Origin of the sequence: Streptomyces sp. NBC_01426, assembly GCF_036231985.1 — a bacterium.
GTDB lineage: Bacteria > Actinomycetota > Actinomycetes > Streptomycetales > Streptomycetaceae > Streptomyces.
Map to the genome: position 1 here is coordinate 4,440,249 of NZ_CP109500.1, position 16,145 is coordinate 4,456,393.

The 16,145-nt window shown below is 74.0% G+C and carries 7 protein-coding genes; 6 read left to right on the forward strand and 1 reads right to left on the reverse strand.

All coding sequences use genetic code 11. The features are described 5' to 3' along the window. The first annotated feature begins 151 nt into the window (after window positions 1-151). The 6 genes from OG906_RS19745 to OG906_RS19770 all read left to right on the forward strand — a co-directional run bounded on the left by OG906_RS19745 (window position 152) and on the right by OG906_RS19770 (window position 14,695). A complete protein-coding gene (locus OG906_RS19745) occupies window positions 152-1,456 on the forward strand; it encodes an MFS transporter (protein WP_443067463.1) in 1,305 nt (434 codons plus the stop codon). Next, complete coding sequence (locus OG906_RS19750) at window positions 1,416-4,862, forward strand: type I polyketide synthase (protein ID WP_329444545.1); 3,447 nt, start codon at window positions 1,416-1,418, stop codon at window positions 4,860-4,862. The genes OG906_RS19745 and OG906_RS19750 overlap by 41 nt, the downstream gene beginning before the upstream one ends. Further along, on the forward strand, window positions 4,859-10,639 hold the full coding sequence (locus tag OG906_RS19755) for a MupA/Atu3671 family FMN-dependent luciferase-like monooxygenase (protein WP_329444547.1): 5,781 nt from the start codon (window positions 4,859-4,861) through the stop codon (window positions 10,637-10,639). Before OG906_RS19750 ends, OG906_RS19755 begins: the two co-directional genes overlap by 4 nt. After that, window positions 10,636-11,943: a M18 family aminopeptidase gene (locus OG906_RS19760; protein ID WP_329444550.1), complete on the forward strand. Its 1,308-nt coding sequence runs from the start codon at window positions 10,636-10,638 to the stop codon at window positions 11,941-11,943. The genes OG906_RS19755 and OG906_RS19760 overlap by 4 nt, the downstream gene beginning before the upstream one ends. 77 nt (window positions 11,944-12,020) lie before the next feature. Continuing rightward, window positions 12,021-12,788: a thioesterase II family protein gene (locus tag OG906_RS19765; protein WP_267801767.1), complete on the forward strand. Its 768-nt coding sequence runs from the start codon at window positions 12,021-12,023 to the stop codon at window positions 12,786-12,788. A gap of 41 nt (window positions 12,789-12,829) precedes the next feature. Beyond that, window positions 12,830-14,695: a non-ribosomal peptide synthetase gene (locus OG906_RS19770; RefSeq protein ID WP_329444552.1), complete on the forward strand. Its 1,866-nt coding sequence runs from the start codon at window positions 12,830-12,832 to the stop codon at window positions 14,693-14,695. A gap of 15 nt (window positions 14,696-14,710) precedes the next feature. Here OG906_RS19770 and OG906_RS19775 read toward each other — a convergent pair whose 3' ends face one another. Beyond that, window positions 14,711-15,988: a M6 family metalloprotease domain-containing protein gene (locus OG906_RS19775; protein ID WP_329444554.1), complete on the reverse strand. Its 1,278-nt coding sequence runs from the start codon at window positions 15,986-15,988 to the stop codon at window positions 14,711-14,713. Window positions 15,989-16,145 lie beyond the last annotated feature (157 nt).

A 16,145-nucleotide genomic window follows, 5' to 3' on the forward strand; every position in this document is an offset into this window, starting at 1 on the left:
GGGCCGTCGGTTTATGTTCGCCAGGCACGTTGCGCGGGCGTTCGAGGGGGAAGTCATCCATGTCTGGTTCGGTTCGGGACGACGCCTTAGCGCCACAGGCCCATCCGTGACCTCCGGCACGGCTCTCAAGGAGCGTCGGTACCGGATCCTGGTGGCCGGTTACGCGATCTCCTCGTACGGCACCTTCCTCAACCTGGTCGCGCTGAACCTGTACGTGTACGCGGTGACCAACCGGGCTTTGGCCGTCGGCGCGTTCATGACCGTGCGGTTCGCCGCCGGGTTCCTGACCGGCCTGGTCGCCGGACCGCTGCTCGCCCGCTGCTCCGCCAAGGGCGCCATGCTCTGGGCGAACCTGGTCCAGGCGGCGGCGATGCTGCTCCTCGTGGTGGTGCCGGACGCCCACCACACGGCCTCGCTGTTCACCGTCTCCGCCGTGGTCGGCGCCGCGGGCACCCTGTTCATGGTCGCGTTCCGCAGCTCGATCCCGCACATGGTCGGCGAGGGCCGCACCACATGGGCCAACTCCCTGATGGTCAGCTGGCGTTCGATGGCCATGGTGGCGGGCTTCGCCTCCTCGGGCGTCGTGGTCTCCCTGCTGGGCTACACCGCCGCCTTCCTCGCGGACATGGGCACCTTCCTGGTCTGCGCCCTCACCGTCGCCCTGCTGCCGATGGCCCGGGACGCGGCCGACGACACGGGTGACACCGGCGAGAAGGGCGGCGCGGAGGGCGACGGGGGCGCCAAGGGGGCCGAGAGGAAGATCCGGTCCTCCGCCGCGCTCGCCGCGCTGGGAGCCGCCCCGGCCCTGCTGCTGATGGTGGCCCTGCGCGGCGTCGACGCACTGGGATCGTCCTCGCACAACGCCGCCCTGCCCGTGTACTCCACCCGACTCGACGCCGACTCCCCGGCCGTCTTCGTCAGCGTCTTCTGGTGCGTGTGGGCCATCGGCAACGTCCTCGCCCAACAGGTGCTGCGCCGGTACGCGAAGCGCACCGAACGCGCCGTCGGATCCCTGGGGTTCGGACTCGGCACCATCGTGATGTCGGCGACGTTCATCCTGGCGTTCGCCGGGTTCCCGTGGACGGCGACCATCGTGATCGCCCTGCTCGCCGGGGCGGCCGACGGGCTCACCGAAGTCTCGTACACCTCGCACCTGCAGACCCTCCCGAGCGGCCTGCGCACCCATGCCTTCGGGCTCTCCGCCACCGTCGAGAACCTCGGCTTCGGCGTCGGGATGATCGTGGTCGCGACCGCGTTGGACGCCTTCACCCCGCTGTCGGTCGTCGCCGTCGCGCACGGCGCCGCCATCCTCGTGGCCCTGGTCTTCGTGGCCCAGGTGCTCTGGCAGCGCAACGCGTCGCGGAAGGCGACGGCGGACAGCGACGAGGGAGGGAGCGGCGATGCAGGACCGGCGCGTGGCAGTCATCGGGATGGCGCTGAGGTTTCCGGGGGCTGACACACCCGCGCGGTACTGGGACGACATCCGCTCCGGCGCATCGCACGTACGCCCCTTCACCCAGGCCGAGTTCGCGGCCGCCGGGTTACCGGACGAGGTCCACCGGGCCCCGGACTTCACCGGCGCGAGCGCGCTGCTGCCCGACATCGACGGCTTCGACGCCGCCTTCTTCGGGATGAGCGGCCGCGAGGCCACCCTGACCGACCCCCAGCAGCGGCTGTTCCTGGAGTGCTGCCACCACGCGCTGGAGGACGGCGGTCACGCGGGCACCGCCGAGCGGGTCGGCGTGTACGCGAGCATCGGCTACCGCCTGTACTCCCTGCACAGCTACCTCGCGTCCCAGATCGGCGAACCGGGCGGCCGGGCCGACTCCGGTGGTCCGGTCGGATCGGGCGGTCCGGTCGGATCGGGTGGTTCGGCCGCATCGGCTGGTTCGGCCGGCCGGGACGGCTCGCGGGACTGGGCCGAGATCAAGCAGATCCAGGTCGGCAACTACCCCGATTTCACCGCCAACCGCGCCGCCTTCCGGCTCGGCCTCACCGGGCCCGCCGTCAACGTCGCCACCGCCTGCTCCAGCGGCCTGGTCTCCGTCCACCTGGCCTGCCAGGCGCTGCTCGCCGGCGACGCGGACCTGATGGTGGTGGGCTCCGCCGCACTGCACCTGCCGCAGGTCACCGGGCACCGGCACGTACGGGGATCGACGATCTCCCGGACCGGCGCCGTACGGGCCTTCGACGCGGCGGCCGACGGCACGGTCGGCGGCAACGGGGTGGCCGCCGTCCTGCTCAAGCCCCTGGCGAGGGCGCTCGCCGACGGGGACACCGTGCACGGGGTGATCCTGGGCTCCGCCGTGACCAACGACGGCGCGGACAAGGCCGGCTTCGCGGCCCCCGGCGTCGCGGGCCAGCGGGACGCCGTGCTCGGCGCACTGGCCAACGCCGGCGTCGGGGCCGACACGATCGGCTACCTGGAGGCGCACGGCACCGGCACCTACAAGGGCGACCCGATCGAGTTCGCCGCGCTCACCGAGGCCTACCGGCGACACACCGACCGCACCGGATTCTGCGCGCTCGGCTCCACCAAGCCCGCCATCGGACACCTGGACAGCGCCGCCGGCCTCGCCGGACTGATCAAGGCCCTCCTCGTCCTGCGGCACGCCACGATCCCCCCGCTGGTGAACCTCACCCGCCCCAACCCCCTGCTGCGCGTCGAGGACAGCCCGTTCACGCTGCCCCGGCGGGCCGCGCCCTGGCCGGCGGACGGCCCGCGCCGGGCGGGCGTGCACTCCATCGGCATGGGAGGCACCAACGCGCACGTGATCCTCGAAGAGGCCCCGGCCGCCCCCGCGCGCCCCCCGGGCGGCCCGGCCCCCGCCCTGCTGCCCCTGTCGGCGCAGAGCCCCCGAGCCCTGGACGACAGCGCCCGGGCGCTGCGCGACACCCTGCGCCGGCGCCCGGACCTCGCCCCCGCCGACGTGCTGACCACCCTGGCCCTCGGCCGTCGCCACCTGCGCCACCGGCTCGTCGTCACCGCGCCCGCCGGGCGCCTGGCCGAGGCCCTGGACGCGTACCTCACGGACCCGACCCGGCACGACGGCGCGGAGTCCCGCTCGGTACGGGACGCGGCCCCCGCCCGTGCCAACGGGGCTTCCGCCCGTGCCGACGGGGGCATCGCCCACCACACCGGGACGGTCGAGGGGCCGGCTCCGGTCGTGCCCGGGTTCGTCTTCAGCGGCCAGGGCAGCGGCCGGCCCGGGATGGCCGGCGCGCTCGCCGCGCACTCCTCGCAGGCGGCCGAGGTGCTCCGGGAGTGCGCCCGGATCCACCGGGAGGAGACCGGAGAGGACCACTTCCTCGAACGCGTGGTCGCCGGCCGGGGGCCGGGCCGGTGGGACACCGACTTCGCCCAACCGGCGATCTTCGCCCTCCAGGTCGCCCAGGCCGGGCTCTGGCGGCACCTGGGCGTGACCCCGTCCGTCGTCGCCGGGCACAGCGTGGGGGAGTACGCGGCCCTGTGCGTCGCCGGCGCCCTCACGGTCGAGGACGGCATGCGGCTGCTGTGCCGGCGCGGCCGGCTCATGCAGGACACCGAGCCCGGCGCCATGCTGGCCGTGTTCAGCCCCCTGGAACGGGTACGGGAACTCCTCGACGCCCTCGGACGGTCGACGCACGGCCCCCTCGAACTGGCCGTGTCCAACGGGCCCGCGCAGCACGTCGTCGCCGGCCGGCCGGCCGCGGTGGAGGCCGCCCGCTCCTGGCTCGCCGAACGCGGGGAGACGAGCGAACCGCTGCCCGTCGACCGCGCCTTCCACACCGCGCTCCTCGACCCGGTCCTGGACGCGTTCCGCGCCGCCGCCGGGCAGGTCGAACTGCGCCCCGTACAGGTTGACTTCGTCAGCGGGCTCGACGGTCGCACCCGGCCCGCGGGGTGGCTGCCCGACGCCGATCACCTGGTCCGCCAGGCCCGGCACACGGCCGACTTCCACGCCGTGCTGGGCACGCTCGCCCCCGTCGGAGTCCTCGTCGAACTCGGACACGGCGCACCCCTGGCCGGCCTGGCCCGCCGGGCGATACCCGACGCCCTCTGCGTCCCGACCCAGCCCGCCGGGCGTGCCGTCCGTGCCGTCCGCGAGGGCGGCGATGCGGACGGCCCGTGGACAGCGGTGGCCCGGCTGCACTGCGCCGGCGTCACCATCGACTGGGCGGCGCTCCTCGACGGCTGTGCCGGTCGGCGCGTCCCACTGCCCGTGTACCCGTTCCAGCACCGGTCGTACTGGACGGGACCCCCACCGTATTCCGTTCCCCAGGCGGACCGCGCACCCACGAACCAAGGCTCCATGGAGGACGGCATGACCGAACGGGACGTACTCACGCGCGTACGCGAACTCACCGCGCGCCACCTCGGTTACGACCTCGCCGAGGTGCGCGCCGGGCAGACGTTCATCGGTCTCGGCGCCGACTCGCTGCAACTGATCGGGATGCTGAAGCAGTTGGAGGCCGAGTTCGGGGTGCGGCTCGCGATCCGCGACGTGCTGGAGGACGCGGGTACACCGGAGCTGACGGCCCGCCTCATCGCCTCGCGTTCCCCGGGCGCCTCCAGCGCCACGCCGGCCTCCGGCGCCTCGGCTGCCTCCAGCGGCCCGGGCGTCCCCAGCGTCTCCGGCGCCTCGGTGTTCGCCGACCCCGCAGGGCCCGCCCCGCTGACCGTGCTCGCACCCGCGCCCATATCCGTCCCCGCACCGGCGCCCGCCCCGACACCCGTACCGGCGCCCGCCGCCGAGGACGCGCACCGCGCGGAGATCGCCGAGCTGCGCCGCCAGATCGAGCTGCTGGCCGAGACCCAGGCCGCCATGCTGGTGCAGCTCTCCGAGGCCGTGGCCCTGCTCGGCGCCGAGCGCGTCCGATGAGCGCCACCGCGGCGGACCGCGCCGCCGCGCTCTCCCGGCAGCTCACGGCGCAGCTCGCCGCCGCCCGGGCCCGCCTCACACCCCCGCCCGCAGTACCGACACCCCCGCCCGCGGAGCCGACGCCCCCGCCCTCGCACGGCCCGCGCGTCGTGCTGCCCGAGGGTGCCGGGATGGCCGGCGACGGCGCCGACGCCGCCCAGCGCGCCCACGCCGCCGAACTCGGCCGCCGCCTGGTCGAGCGCACCCGCACCTCGAAGGAACTGGCCCAGAGCCGGCGGGCCGTACTGGCCGACAGCCGGGCCGTCGTCGGTTTCCGCCGCTCCACCAAGGAGACCCTGTACCCGCTGGTGGCCCGTTCGGCGCGCGGCGCACGGCTCACGGACGTGGACGGCAACCAGTACACCGACATCACGATGGGCTTCGGAGCCCTGCTCTTCGGGCACGAACCGGAGTTCGTCACGGCGGCCGTGCGCGGGCACCTCGACCACGGCCTGCGCTTCGGCCCCCGCCCGGTCGAGGCCGGCGAGGTCGCGCAACTCCTCGCCGACATCACCGGCCTGGAACGGGTGGCGTTCGCGAACTCCGGAACGGAGGCCAACTCGGCCGCCCTGCGCCTGGCCCGCGCCGCCACCGGCCGCGACCGCGTCGTCATGTTCCGCGGCTCCTACCACGGCCACATCGACTCGGTACTGGGCCGCCCCGGCCCGGAGTCCGGGCGCGCCGTGCCCGTCACCCGCGGCATCCCCGACAGCGCCGTCGCCGAACTCCTCGTCCTCGAATACGGCAGCCAGGACGCCCTGGAGACCATCGACGCCCTCGGCGACACCATCGCCGCCGTCATCGTCGAACCGGTCCAGTGCCGCAACCCCGCACTGCGCCCGGTCGAGTTCCTGCGCACCCTGCGCGACCTCACCCGACGGCGCGGCATCGTGCTGCTCTTCGACGAGATGCTCACCGGTCTGCGCCCCCATCCCCGGGGCGCACAGCACCACTTCGGCGTCGTCCCCGACCTCGCCACCTACGGCAAGGCGCTGGGCAGCGGCTTCCCGATCGGCGCGATCGCCGGCCGCGCGGACATCCTGGACGGGGTGGACGGCGGCTTCTGGCGGTACGGCGACGACAGCCGGCCCGAGGTCGAGACCACCTTCTTCGGCGGCACGTACATGCAGCACCCGCTGTCCATGGCGGCGGCCAAGGCGGTCCTCACCCACCTCACCGCCGAGGGCCCCGCCCTCCAGGAGCGGCTCAACACCAGGACCGACGCCCTCGCCGCCGATCTGAACGCCTTCTTCCGGGACGAGGAATTCCCCCTGGAACTGGCCCACTTCGGCTCCATGTTCCGGTTCACCCACCGGGCCGACATGGAACTGCTCTACCAACACCTCCTGACGCGCGGCGTCTACGTCTGGGAGTGGCGCAGCTTCTACCTGTCCACCGCCCACACCGACGGCGACGTCGAACGGGTCTCCGACGCGGTGAAGGACTCGCTGCGCGCCCTGCGCGCCGGCGGCTTCTTCCCCACCACCCGCCCGGGCGGCCGGTCGCGGCCGGCCGCGCGGCCCGCCCGTCCCCGGCCCGCCCCCGACTTCGGGATGTACTTCTTCGGCGACCACCCCGACGCCCTCGAAGGCCCCGGCGACGACGGCCGGCACGCGCCGCGGCCCGCCGACGCGTACGAGCGGATCATCGAGACGGCGCGCTTCGCCGACGAGCGCGGCTTCAGCTCGCTGTGGGTTCCCGAACGGCACTTCCACTCCTTCGGCGGCCTCTTCCCCAACCCGTCCGTCCTCGCGTCCGCGCTGGCCCGGGAGACCGACCGCATCCGGCTGAACGCCGGCTCCGTGGTCCTGCCGCTCCACGACCCGGTCCGTGTCGCCGAGGAATGGTCGGTCGTCGACAACCTGTCCGGCGGGCGGGTCGGCATCGGCTGCGCCACCGGCTGGCACGCCCAGGACTTCGCCCTCCACCCGGACCGCTTCGCGCGCCGCAAGGAGATCGGGTTCGCCCACCTGGACGACGTACGGACCCTGTGGCGCGGCGGAACCCTGCGCCGGACCACGGGGAGCGGCGCGGAGGTCGGGATCCGCGTCCACCCCCGCCCGGTGCAGGCCGAGCCCCCGATGTTCCTGGCCACCTCCGGGCGCCGGGACTCGTACGAGGAGGCGGCGGAGCGCGACCTGGGCATCGTCACCAACCTGATGAACCAGACGATCGCCGAGCTGACCGAGAACGTCCGCCACTACCGCAAGGTGCGCGAGCGGCACGGCCTCGACCCCGACGCGGGGCGCGTGACCGTACTCCTGCACACGTACCTCGGCGAGGACCACGCGACGGCGCGGGCGCAGGCACTGGAGCCGATGAGCCGCTACCTGCGGTCCTCGCTCCAGATGCGCTCGGCGGCGGGGGCACTGGCGAGCAGCCCTCAGGACGTGGCCGGTGCGAGCGAGGAGGACCTCGACTACCTCTTCCGTCGGGCGTACGACCGGTACTGCGACGAACGCGCCCTGATCGGCACGCCCGAGACCTGCGCCCCGGTCGTCGAAGCGCTGCGTCGGGCGGGCGTCGACGAGATCGCCTCGCTCGTCGACTTCGGCATGCCGGCCGACCTGATGCGGTCCGGACTGGAACGGCTCGACGCGCTGCGGGCCCGGTTCCACGACCCCGGCGAGGCTGCCGCGGAAGCCGGGGCCGAGGCCATTACGGGGCCTGTCGACGTGTCCGCGCCCGCGAGCGACGCCCAGCGGCGGATCTGGCTCGCGTCCCAGCTCATCGGGGACCCGGCCGCCTACAACGAGATCCAGGCGGTGCGACTGAGCGGCGCCCTGGACACGGCGGCCCTCGGCAAGGCCGTCACCGGTCTCGTGGAGCGGCACGCCGCGCTGCGGACCGTGTTCCGCGCGGGCACCGGGGACGAGACGGTCCGGCAGGTCGTCCGGGCCGACGCGGACATCGCGCTGCGAGCGAGCGACCTGCGGGACCACGCCGACGCGGACGCCGCCGTCGCCGCCGTGCTGACGCGGGAGAGCAGGAGGCCGTACGACCTGGCCGAGGGGCCGCTGTTCACCCCGCGCCTGCTGGCCCTCGCCGACGACGAGCACGTCCTCGTCCTGGGCATGCACCACATCGTCACCGACGGGCACTCCGCCACCCTGCTCGCCGCCGACCTGGAGGAGTTGTACACGGCCGCCGTCGAAGGCCGCGCGGCCCGCTTCACGGCGCCCGCCGGGACCACGGTCGGCGCACCCGAGCCCGAACGGGACCCGGCCGACCTGCGCTGGTGGCAGGACCGGCTCACCCCGCTGCCGCCCGCGCCCGCCCTGCCCACCGACCGGCCCCGGGGCCGCCGGGTGGCCGGGAGCGGCGCGGCCGTCGAGATCCGCCTCGACCCCGCCCGCACCTCCGCGCTCCGGGAATGGAGCGGGCAGCGGGGCGTCACGCTCTTCGCCACCCTCCTGACCGGCTGGCAGCTCGTGCTGCGCGAGCGGTCCGGTCAGGACGAGTTCGTCGTCGGCTCCACCTTCGGCCGGCGCACGCCCGAGACCGCCGACACGGTCGGCTTCCACGTCTCCGTGCTGCCCCTGCGGGTGTCCCTCACGGACACGACGTCCCTCACGGACGCCGTCCGCGCCACCCGCGACGCGCTGTTCGACGCGGACGCCCACCAACACGTCGACCTCGACGCGCTGTTGACGGCCGTCCACCCCGACCGGGGCAACCCGCGACCGCTGATCACCGTGTCGGCCGACCTCGACACCGCCCCCCTGACCCGCATCGACCTGCCCGGACTGCGCGCCCGGGAGGTGCCCGGCGGTACGGAGTCGGCGCCCCTGGAGATGGCCCTGATGGCCATCCGCAGCGGCTCCGGCCTGCGCTTGCGCCTGCGCTACGACGCCGATCTCTTCGACGCGGCGACGGCGCGCGCCCACCTGGACGACCTCGACCGGATCCTCGCGGCGATGGCGGGCGGCGTCGCCGAACGGGTCCGGGACACCGCGGCCGTCCCCGCCGTCGGCGCGGACCACGTCCCCGCCGTCCCTGCGGCCGCCGGGCCGGTCCCGGAGGAGCTGCGGACGATCTGGCAGGCGGTCCTGAAGGTCGAGGAGGTGCCCGACGACGGCGACTTCTTCGACCTCGGCGGCAACTCGATCTCGGCGATCCGCCTGATCAACCGGGTACGCGAGACGCTGGACGTCGACTTCGCCATGGCGGACTTCTTCGCGGACGCCAACCTGGGCGCGATGGCCCGCCGACTGACCGGCGACCAAGACCCGACCGGCGACCAGGACCCGGCCGCCGCCCAGGACCCGGCGCCGGCCCCGGCGTCCGCCCCGGTTCCCGCTCCCGCCCCGCGCGCGGGCGAGGTCGTCGAGCGGGCGCCGGTCAGCGACCAGCAGGAGCGGATGATCGCGGGCCACCTCTCCGTACCGCAGCCGCAGGTCTGGAACATGCCCACCAGGATCCGCTTCCGGGGCGCCCTGAAACCCGACGCGCTGCGCGCCGCACTCACCGAACTGGTCGCCCGCCACCAGGCCCTGCGCCTGCGCTTCACCCAGGACCCCGACACGGCCCAGGACCCCGGCCAGGGCACCCGCACCGACCAGGGCCCCGACACCGGCCGGGAATGGTGGCAGGAGGTGTCGGCCGCCCGGCCCGTCCGCCTCCCGATCGAGGACCTGACCCGGCTGGCCCCCGCGAAGCGGACCGCCCGGGCCGACCGGGTGTGCCGCCGGCTCGCGGACACCCCCATCGACATCACCCGCTCGACACTGGCCCCGCCGAAGCTGCTGCGGGTCGCCGAGGACGAGTGGTTGCTGATGTTCGTCCTGCACCACATCGCCGCCGACGGCTGGGCGCACTCGCTGCTCGTCTCCGAGCTCGCCGAGCTGTACACGGCCGCGGCCGAGGGCAGGGCGCACACGCTCGCGGCGCCCGCTTCCCAGCCGACGGACCACGCCCGCCACCAGAGGGCGACGAAGGACCCCGCGACCGAGGCCCGACGGGCCGCGCACTGCGCCGCGTACCTCGAAGGCGTGCCGACCCGTTCCGACATCCCCACGGACCGGCCCCGGCCCGAGACGCCGAGCGGCGACGGCGGCACGATCCGCGGTGTGCTGCCCGCCGCCGTCCGCACGGCCGTCGAGCAGCTCGCGACGGCCCGCAGGGTCACCCCGTTCGCGGTGTCGGCGGCGGCGCTCGGCGTCCACCTCGCCCGGCTCTCCGGCGTGCGGGACATCCTGCTGAGCGTCCCGTACGCGAACCGCGAGCGGGTCGAGTTCGAATCGCTCGTGGCGATGACGACGACCGCCGTCATGGTCCGTGTCCGCGTCGACCCGGACGAGAGCTTCGCCGACCTGGTGAGCCGGACCGGCACGGAGGCCATGGCCGTCATGGCCAACGTGCTGCCCACCGCGCGCATCATGCAGGCGATGCGGGACGCCGGGGCCGGCGAGGTGCCCGACCGGGTGCCGTACGTCCTCGCGTTCCAGAACTACCCCGACACCGACATCGAGATCCCCGGCCTCCACGTGGAGGTGGAGGACCTCGCACCGCCGGTGTCCCGGGCCGAGCTCGTCTTCGGGCTCTCGCCCCGCCGGGACCCGTCCCTCGGCTACCGCACCTTCCTGGAGTACTCGGCCGACCTGTGGGACGGGCGAACGGCCGAGGGCCTCCTTTCTTCCTACGCAACGCTGCTCGCAGACCTGAGCGCCCACCCCGACCGTCGGATCGCGGCCCTGCTCAGCACTCAACCGACGCCCCGAGAGGCGGAATCCGAATGACTCTGGTCAACGACCCCAGCCACGCCGAGGACCTGCTCGCCTTCCTGAAGGACAGCTCCTCGCCCTACCACGCGGTGGCCGAGTCCGCCCGCCGCCTGGAGAAGGCCGGCTTCACGGAGCTGAGCGAAACCGAGGAATGGACCGGCGGCACCGGAGGCAGGTTCATCACCCGCGCCGGCGCCCTCATCGCCTGGTACGTCCCCGAGGGGGCTCCCGCGCACACGCCCTTCCGGATCATCGGCGCGCACACGGACTCGCCCAACCTGCGGGTCAAGCCCACGCCCGACACCTCGTCCGCCGGCTGGCGGCAGATCGCCGTGGAGGTCTACGGGGGCGTCCCGCTCAACACCTGGCTCGACCGGGACCTCGGCATCTCGGGCCGGATCAGCCTGCGCGACGGCGGCTCCGCCCTCGTCAAGATCGACGAACCCCTTTTCCGGGTACCGCAGTTGGCCATCCACCTGGACCGCTCGGTCAACGACGGGCTCGCCCTCGACCGGCAGCGCCAGACGCAGCCCATCTGGGCCCTGGGCGCCTCGGAGCCGGGCGCGCTGCTGCGCCGGGTCGCCCGCGCGGCCGACCGGGACCCCGACCAGATCCTCGGCTGGGACCTGATGCTGCACGACATCCAGCCGCCCGGACACCTGGGCGAGGAACGCGAGTTCCTGGTGTCCTCGCGCCTGGACAATCTGGTGTCCGTCCACGCGGGCGTCACCGCGCTCACGACCGCCGCCGACGCGTACGCGCGGAACACCGTCCCGGCGGAGGGCCTGCGGATCCCGGTGCTCGCCGCTTTCGACCACGAGGAGTGCGGCAGCGGCTCCGAGACCGGCGCCCGCAGCCCGCTGCTGGAGCGGATCCTGAACCGCTCCGTCAGCGGTCGCGGAGGCGGCGGCGAGGACTGGTCGCGGGCCATCGCCGGGTCGTTCTGCGTGTCCTCCGACATGGCCCACGCCGTGCACCCGAACTACAGCGAGCGCCACGACCCGGACAACCACCCGCTGCCCAACGGCGGCCCCGTGGTGAAGGTCAACGTCAACCAGCGGTACGCCACCGACGGCACCGGCTTCGCGGCGTTCGCGGCGGCCTGCGAGCGGGCCGACGTGCCGTGGCAGCGGTTCGTCTCCAACAACGCGATGGCCTGCGGCACCTCGATCGGCCCGCTCACCGCGGCCCAACTCGGCGTGACCACCGTGGACGTGGGCATCCCCGGCCTGTCCATGCACTCCGCGCGCGAGCTGGTCGGCGCCCACGACCCTGGGTACCTGACGCGGGCCCTCGCCGAGTTCGTCACGACGGGCTGACGCCCCGTACGCGCGGGGGCCGCGGCACCGCCCGCGGCCCCCGCGCCCCGACCCACGCCCTCCGGGAGAGACCGAGCATGTCCGCACGCAACGTCGTCATCAAAGGCGCCGACCCGCGGGACGCCGCCCTGCGCGTCCTGATCGTTCCGCACGCCGGCGCCGGCGCGGCGGCCGGTCTGGCCTTCGCGGAGCACGCCCCGGCCGACTGGCTCGTCGCCACGGCCCGGCTGCCCGGCCGGGAGTCCCGCCTGCGCGAGAGCGTCCCCGCGCTGCCCGGCCTGGTGGCCGACGTCGTGGCCACCCTCCGCGCGCTGCCCGGCACGGCCCCCCTGATCGTCGTCGGCGTGTGCTCCGGGGCGGTCATCGCCCTGGAGGCCGTACGCGCCGTACAGGGTGAGGACGTCGACCTCGTCGCCGGGCTGGTGGTCGTTTCCCAGTGGGCGGTGACGGAGAAACCCGACCCCGACCGCCCGTCCCTGCGCGACACGGACGACCCCGCCCGCGTCCTGGAGATCCTCCGGGAGTTCGGCGGGGTACCGCAATCGCTCGCCGCCAACCCGGAGATGCTCGGCCTGGTGCTGCCGGCCATCGTCGCGGACATGGCGGCCGTCGAGGACTACACGTCGGGCCCCGACCCCCTCCTCGCCTGCCCGCTGCTGACCGTGTTCGGGGACGCGGACGACCTGTGCCCCGACGAGCGGACCGAGGACTGGTCGCTGTTCGGCGAGAACGTCCGCGGCGCCTGGGTACCGGGCGGCCACATGCTCCTCGCGGACAGCCCCGACGCGGTGGTGGACGCCCTCGTCGGCAACCTCGACCAGTTCACCGCGGACCCCGCCCACTAGAACGTCTCCGATAGAACGTCTCCGACACGAGGTTCACTTCCATGCAGAGCGTCGCCGTCCCTCCCGAGCGCCGGATCGACCCCGAGCGCCGGATCGACGAACTCCTCCTGGAGGGGTGGGACCGCCACCCCGAACACGTCGCGCTGGTGTCCGGCGACACCGTCGTCACCACCGGCGAGTTGCGGGACCGGGTCCTGCTCGCCGCCGCCGCGCTGCGCGCACGCGGGGTGGGCCCGGGGGACCTCGTCGCGATCTACCACGAGCGGTCCGTCGCGTTCGTGGTGGCCCTGCTGGGCGCCGTGTTCGCGGGCGCCGCCCACGCGGCCTTCGACGTGCGCGAACCGCTGCCCCGCACCCTCGCCGCGTTGGAGGACTGCGCCCCGCGCGCGGTCCTGGCCGGCGCCGCGTTCCGATCCCGTTTCACCGAGGTCCCCGACGTCCTCGTCCTGACCGACGAGGAGTACGCCGGAGAGGGGTTCGGGGAGCACGGCCCCGAGCGGGACCCGCTGCCCGTCGCGGGGACGGCGGACGACCCCGCGGTGGTCCTGTACACCTCCGGCTCCACGGGCCGCCCCAAGGCCTCGCTGATCAGCCACCGGGCCCTCGTCTCCCGCCTGCGCGCGCTCCAGGGCTCGCACCGCATGGACGAGCGGGACCGCATGATCCACCACACCGCGTGCACCTTCGACATGTACCTGAGCGAGATGTACTGGCCGCTGCTGGCCGGCGCCGCCGTGGTGCTCGCCGAGCCCGGCCGCCAACGCGACGCGGACCACCTCGCGGAGCTGATCCGGGACCGCGGCGTGACGACGTTCTACTGCGTGGTGTCCCTGCTCGAACTCTTCCTGCTCGCCCGTGACCCGGCCGAGCGGTACGACGGCCTCCGGCAGGTCCTGACCGGCGGCGAACCGCTCCCTCCCGAGCTGGTGAAACGTTTCCACGCGCGTTCCACGGCCACGCTCACCAACCTCTACGGCCCCAGCGAGTGCACCATCCACTGCACCGCCTGGGTCTGCCCGCGCGACCCGGACCTCGACACGGTGCTCATCGGCACGGCCGTCGCGGACACCGTGCTGTGGATCCTCGACGGGGCGGGCGTCCCGGTCACCGACGGGGAACCCGGCGAGCTGTACATCGGCGGCGCCGGCCTGGCCCTCGGCTACCTGAACCGGCCCGAACTCACCGCGGAACGCTTCGTCACCCTCCCGGACCTCGAACCGAACGGCCGCCTCTACCGCTCCGGCGACCTGGTCAGGGCCCGCCCCGACGGCGCGCTGGAGTTCCTGGGCCGCGTCGACCGGCAGGTGAAGATCCGGGGGGTCCGCCTCGAACTCGGCGAGATCGAGGCCACCGCCCTGCGGTGCCCCGGCGTGCTGCGGGCGGCGGTCGTCGCGCACGGTTCGGGCAGCGCGAAGCGACTCGCCGCGTACGTGGTGCCGGGGGAGGACGGGGCGACCGAGGACCTGCCGGCGGCCGTACGGGAGACCCTGCGGACCTGGCTCCCGCACTCCATGGTGCCCGCGACCGTCGAGGTGCTCGACGACCTGCCGTTGACCGCGAACGGCAAGCTCGACCGGCTCCTGCTGGAGGAATGGGCGGCCAAGCGCTCCGCCGAGGCCCCCGGCCCCCACCCGGCGAACGGCGCGGCCGCCGGGGCCGCAGCGGATCCGGAGCCGCTGGTGTCCCGGGTGTGGTGCGAGGTCCTCGGCGTCGCAGAGGTGGGCCCGGACGAGGACTTCTTCGACCTGGGGGGCGACTCCTTCAAGGTGGTCGCGGTCGTGGAGGCGCTCCGGGAGCGCCTGGACGCGGACATCCCGCTGGCGGCCCTGCTGACGGAGCCGACCCTCGCGGAGTTCACCGCGGAACTGCGTCGGATCCTCGACGGACCGACTCCGACCCGTCCCTAGATCCTGTCGTCGCGCCTAGGGCCGGGTGACGCGCACCTGGAAGCTGCCGTTGCGCAGCTCGCCCACCACCGAGATGCTGATGCCCGCCTTGTCGTCGTTGAAGGTCTCGCCCGGCCGGAACGGCGCGTCGGACAGTTCCGCGTGCACGTTCGGCCGCCGGGTACACCCTCCGCTGGCGTCCGCGCTGTCGGACACGGTGACCGGTCCGCGCCCGGTGTCGACCGCGGAGTCCACCTTGTAGATGAGGACGCCCGGTTTGCAGACGGACTCGTCGTTGCCGGCCTGCGTGCGCACCTCGATCGCGTACCCGACGCTCTCCGACAGCGGTACGAAGGCCAGTTTCGTGCCGCCCCGCACCGCCAGCGGGGACAGCACGTGATCACTCACCCCGGACTTCGCGGCGCAGCTGATCTGGTCCCCGTCGAGCCACCCCAGCTTCCACTTGTGCCAGCCCAGCAGGTCGTTGTTGGAGCCCCAGTCCTCGCTCATGATGTCCCAGTGCCCGACCGTGCCGCCGCCGTCGGCCGTGTACAGGTCGGGCAGCCCGAAGACGTGCCCGTTCTCGTGCGGGAGCACCCGGTACCCGGTCTCCCGGTAGGTGCCCGAGCCGTCGTCCTGGCGGCTGTAGACGAAGGACGTGTTCGCGAGGGGCACGCCGTCGGCGACCGGGGCCTCGCCGTTGCCGGAGAAGGTCACGGACAGGACGGTGTCCAGGGCGGAGGGCCCCGCGTTCGGGGTGACCAGGATGTTGATGAGGTCGTAGCGGCTGAAGTCCACCTCGGAGTCGGCGGCCTTCGCGATGTGCTCGACGAGCTGGCGGTATCCGGGCTCGTAGGGGGAGCCGCGCCCGATCCCGTACGCCGCGAACGGCATCGGCATCCGCAGCCACGTCCTTATCGGCGCCTCGGCCAGGTAGGTGAGCCGACCGTAGGAGCTGGTGCGGAACCAGTCGGAGGTCTGCGGGAAGAACTCCGACATCCGGTCCAGGGCCGTGCCCTCGCCCTTGGCATCGGGGAAGTCGATCATCAGGTTCAGGGCCCGGACCTCGCCGGTCGACCGCGAGTACCCGGGAGGCGTCGGCAGTCCCTCGGACATCTGGACGCCCATGGTGCCCGTGATCCGGCAGGGCGCCAGCAGCGATTCGGCGCTCGTGGAGACGGGCCCGGCCGCCGAGTGCCCACGGTGGGAGGTCCCGTCGCTCGCCGTCGCCGAGACGCCGAGGGCCAGCGCGGTGAGTCCGATGTACGCGCAGGTGCGGCGTGGTGTGCGTATCCGGTGGCGGGTCTGCGGCATGGAGATCGCCTTCGGGTCCGCGGCAGCCGGCCGGGTCCGGACTGCTCTCCGTTGCCCCACCCTCCGACGGCTGCGGCGCGCCCGCGCGTCGGGAGAGGCCAAACGGGAGTACGGACCGAAAAGGTCGTGACCCAGGTCACACCGACGAGTGAAATAA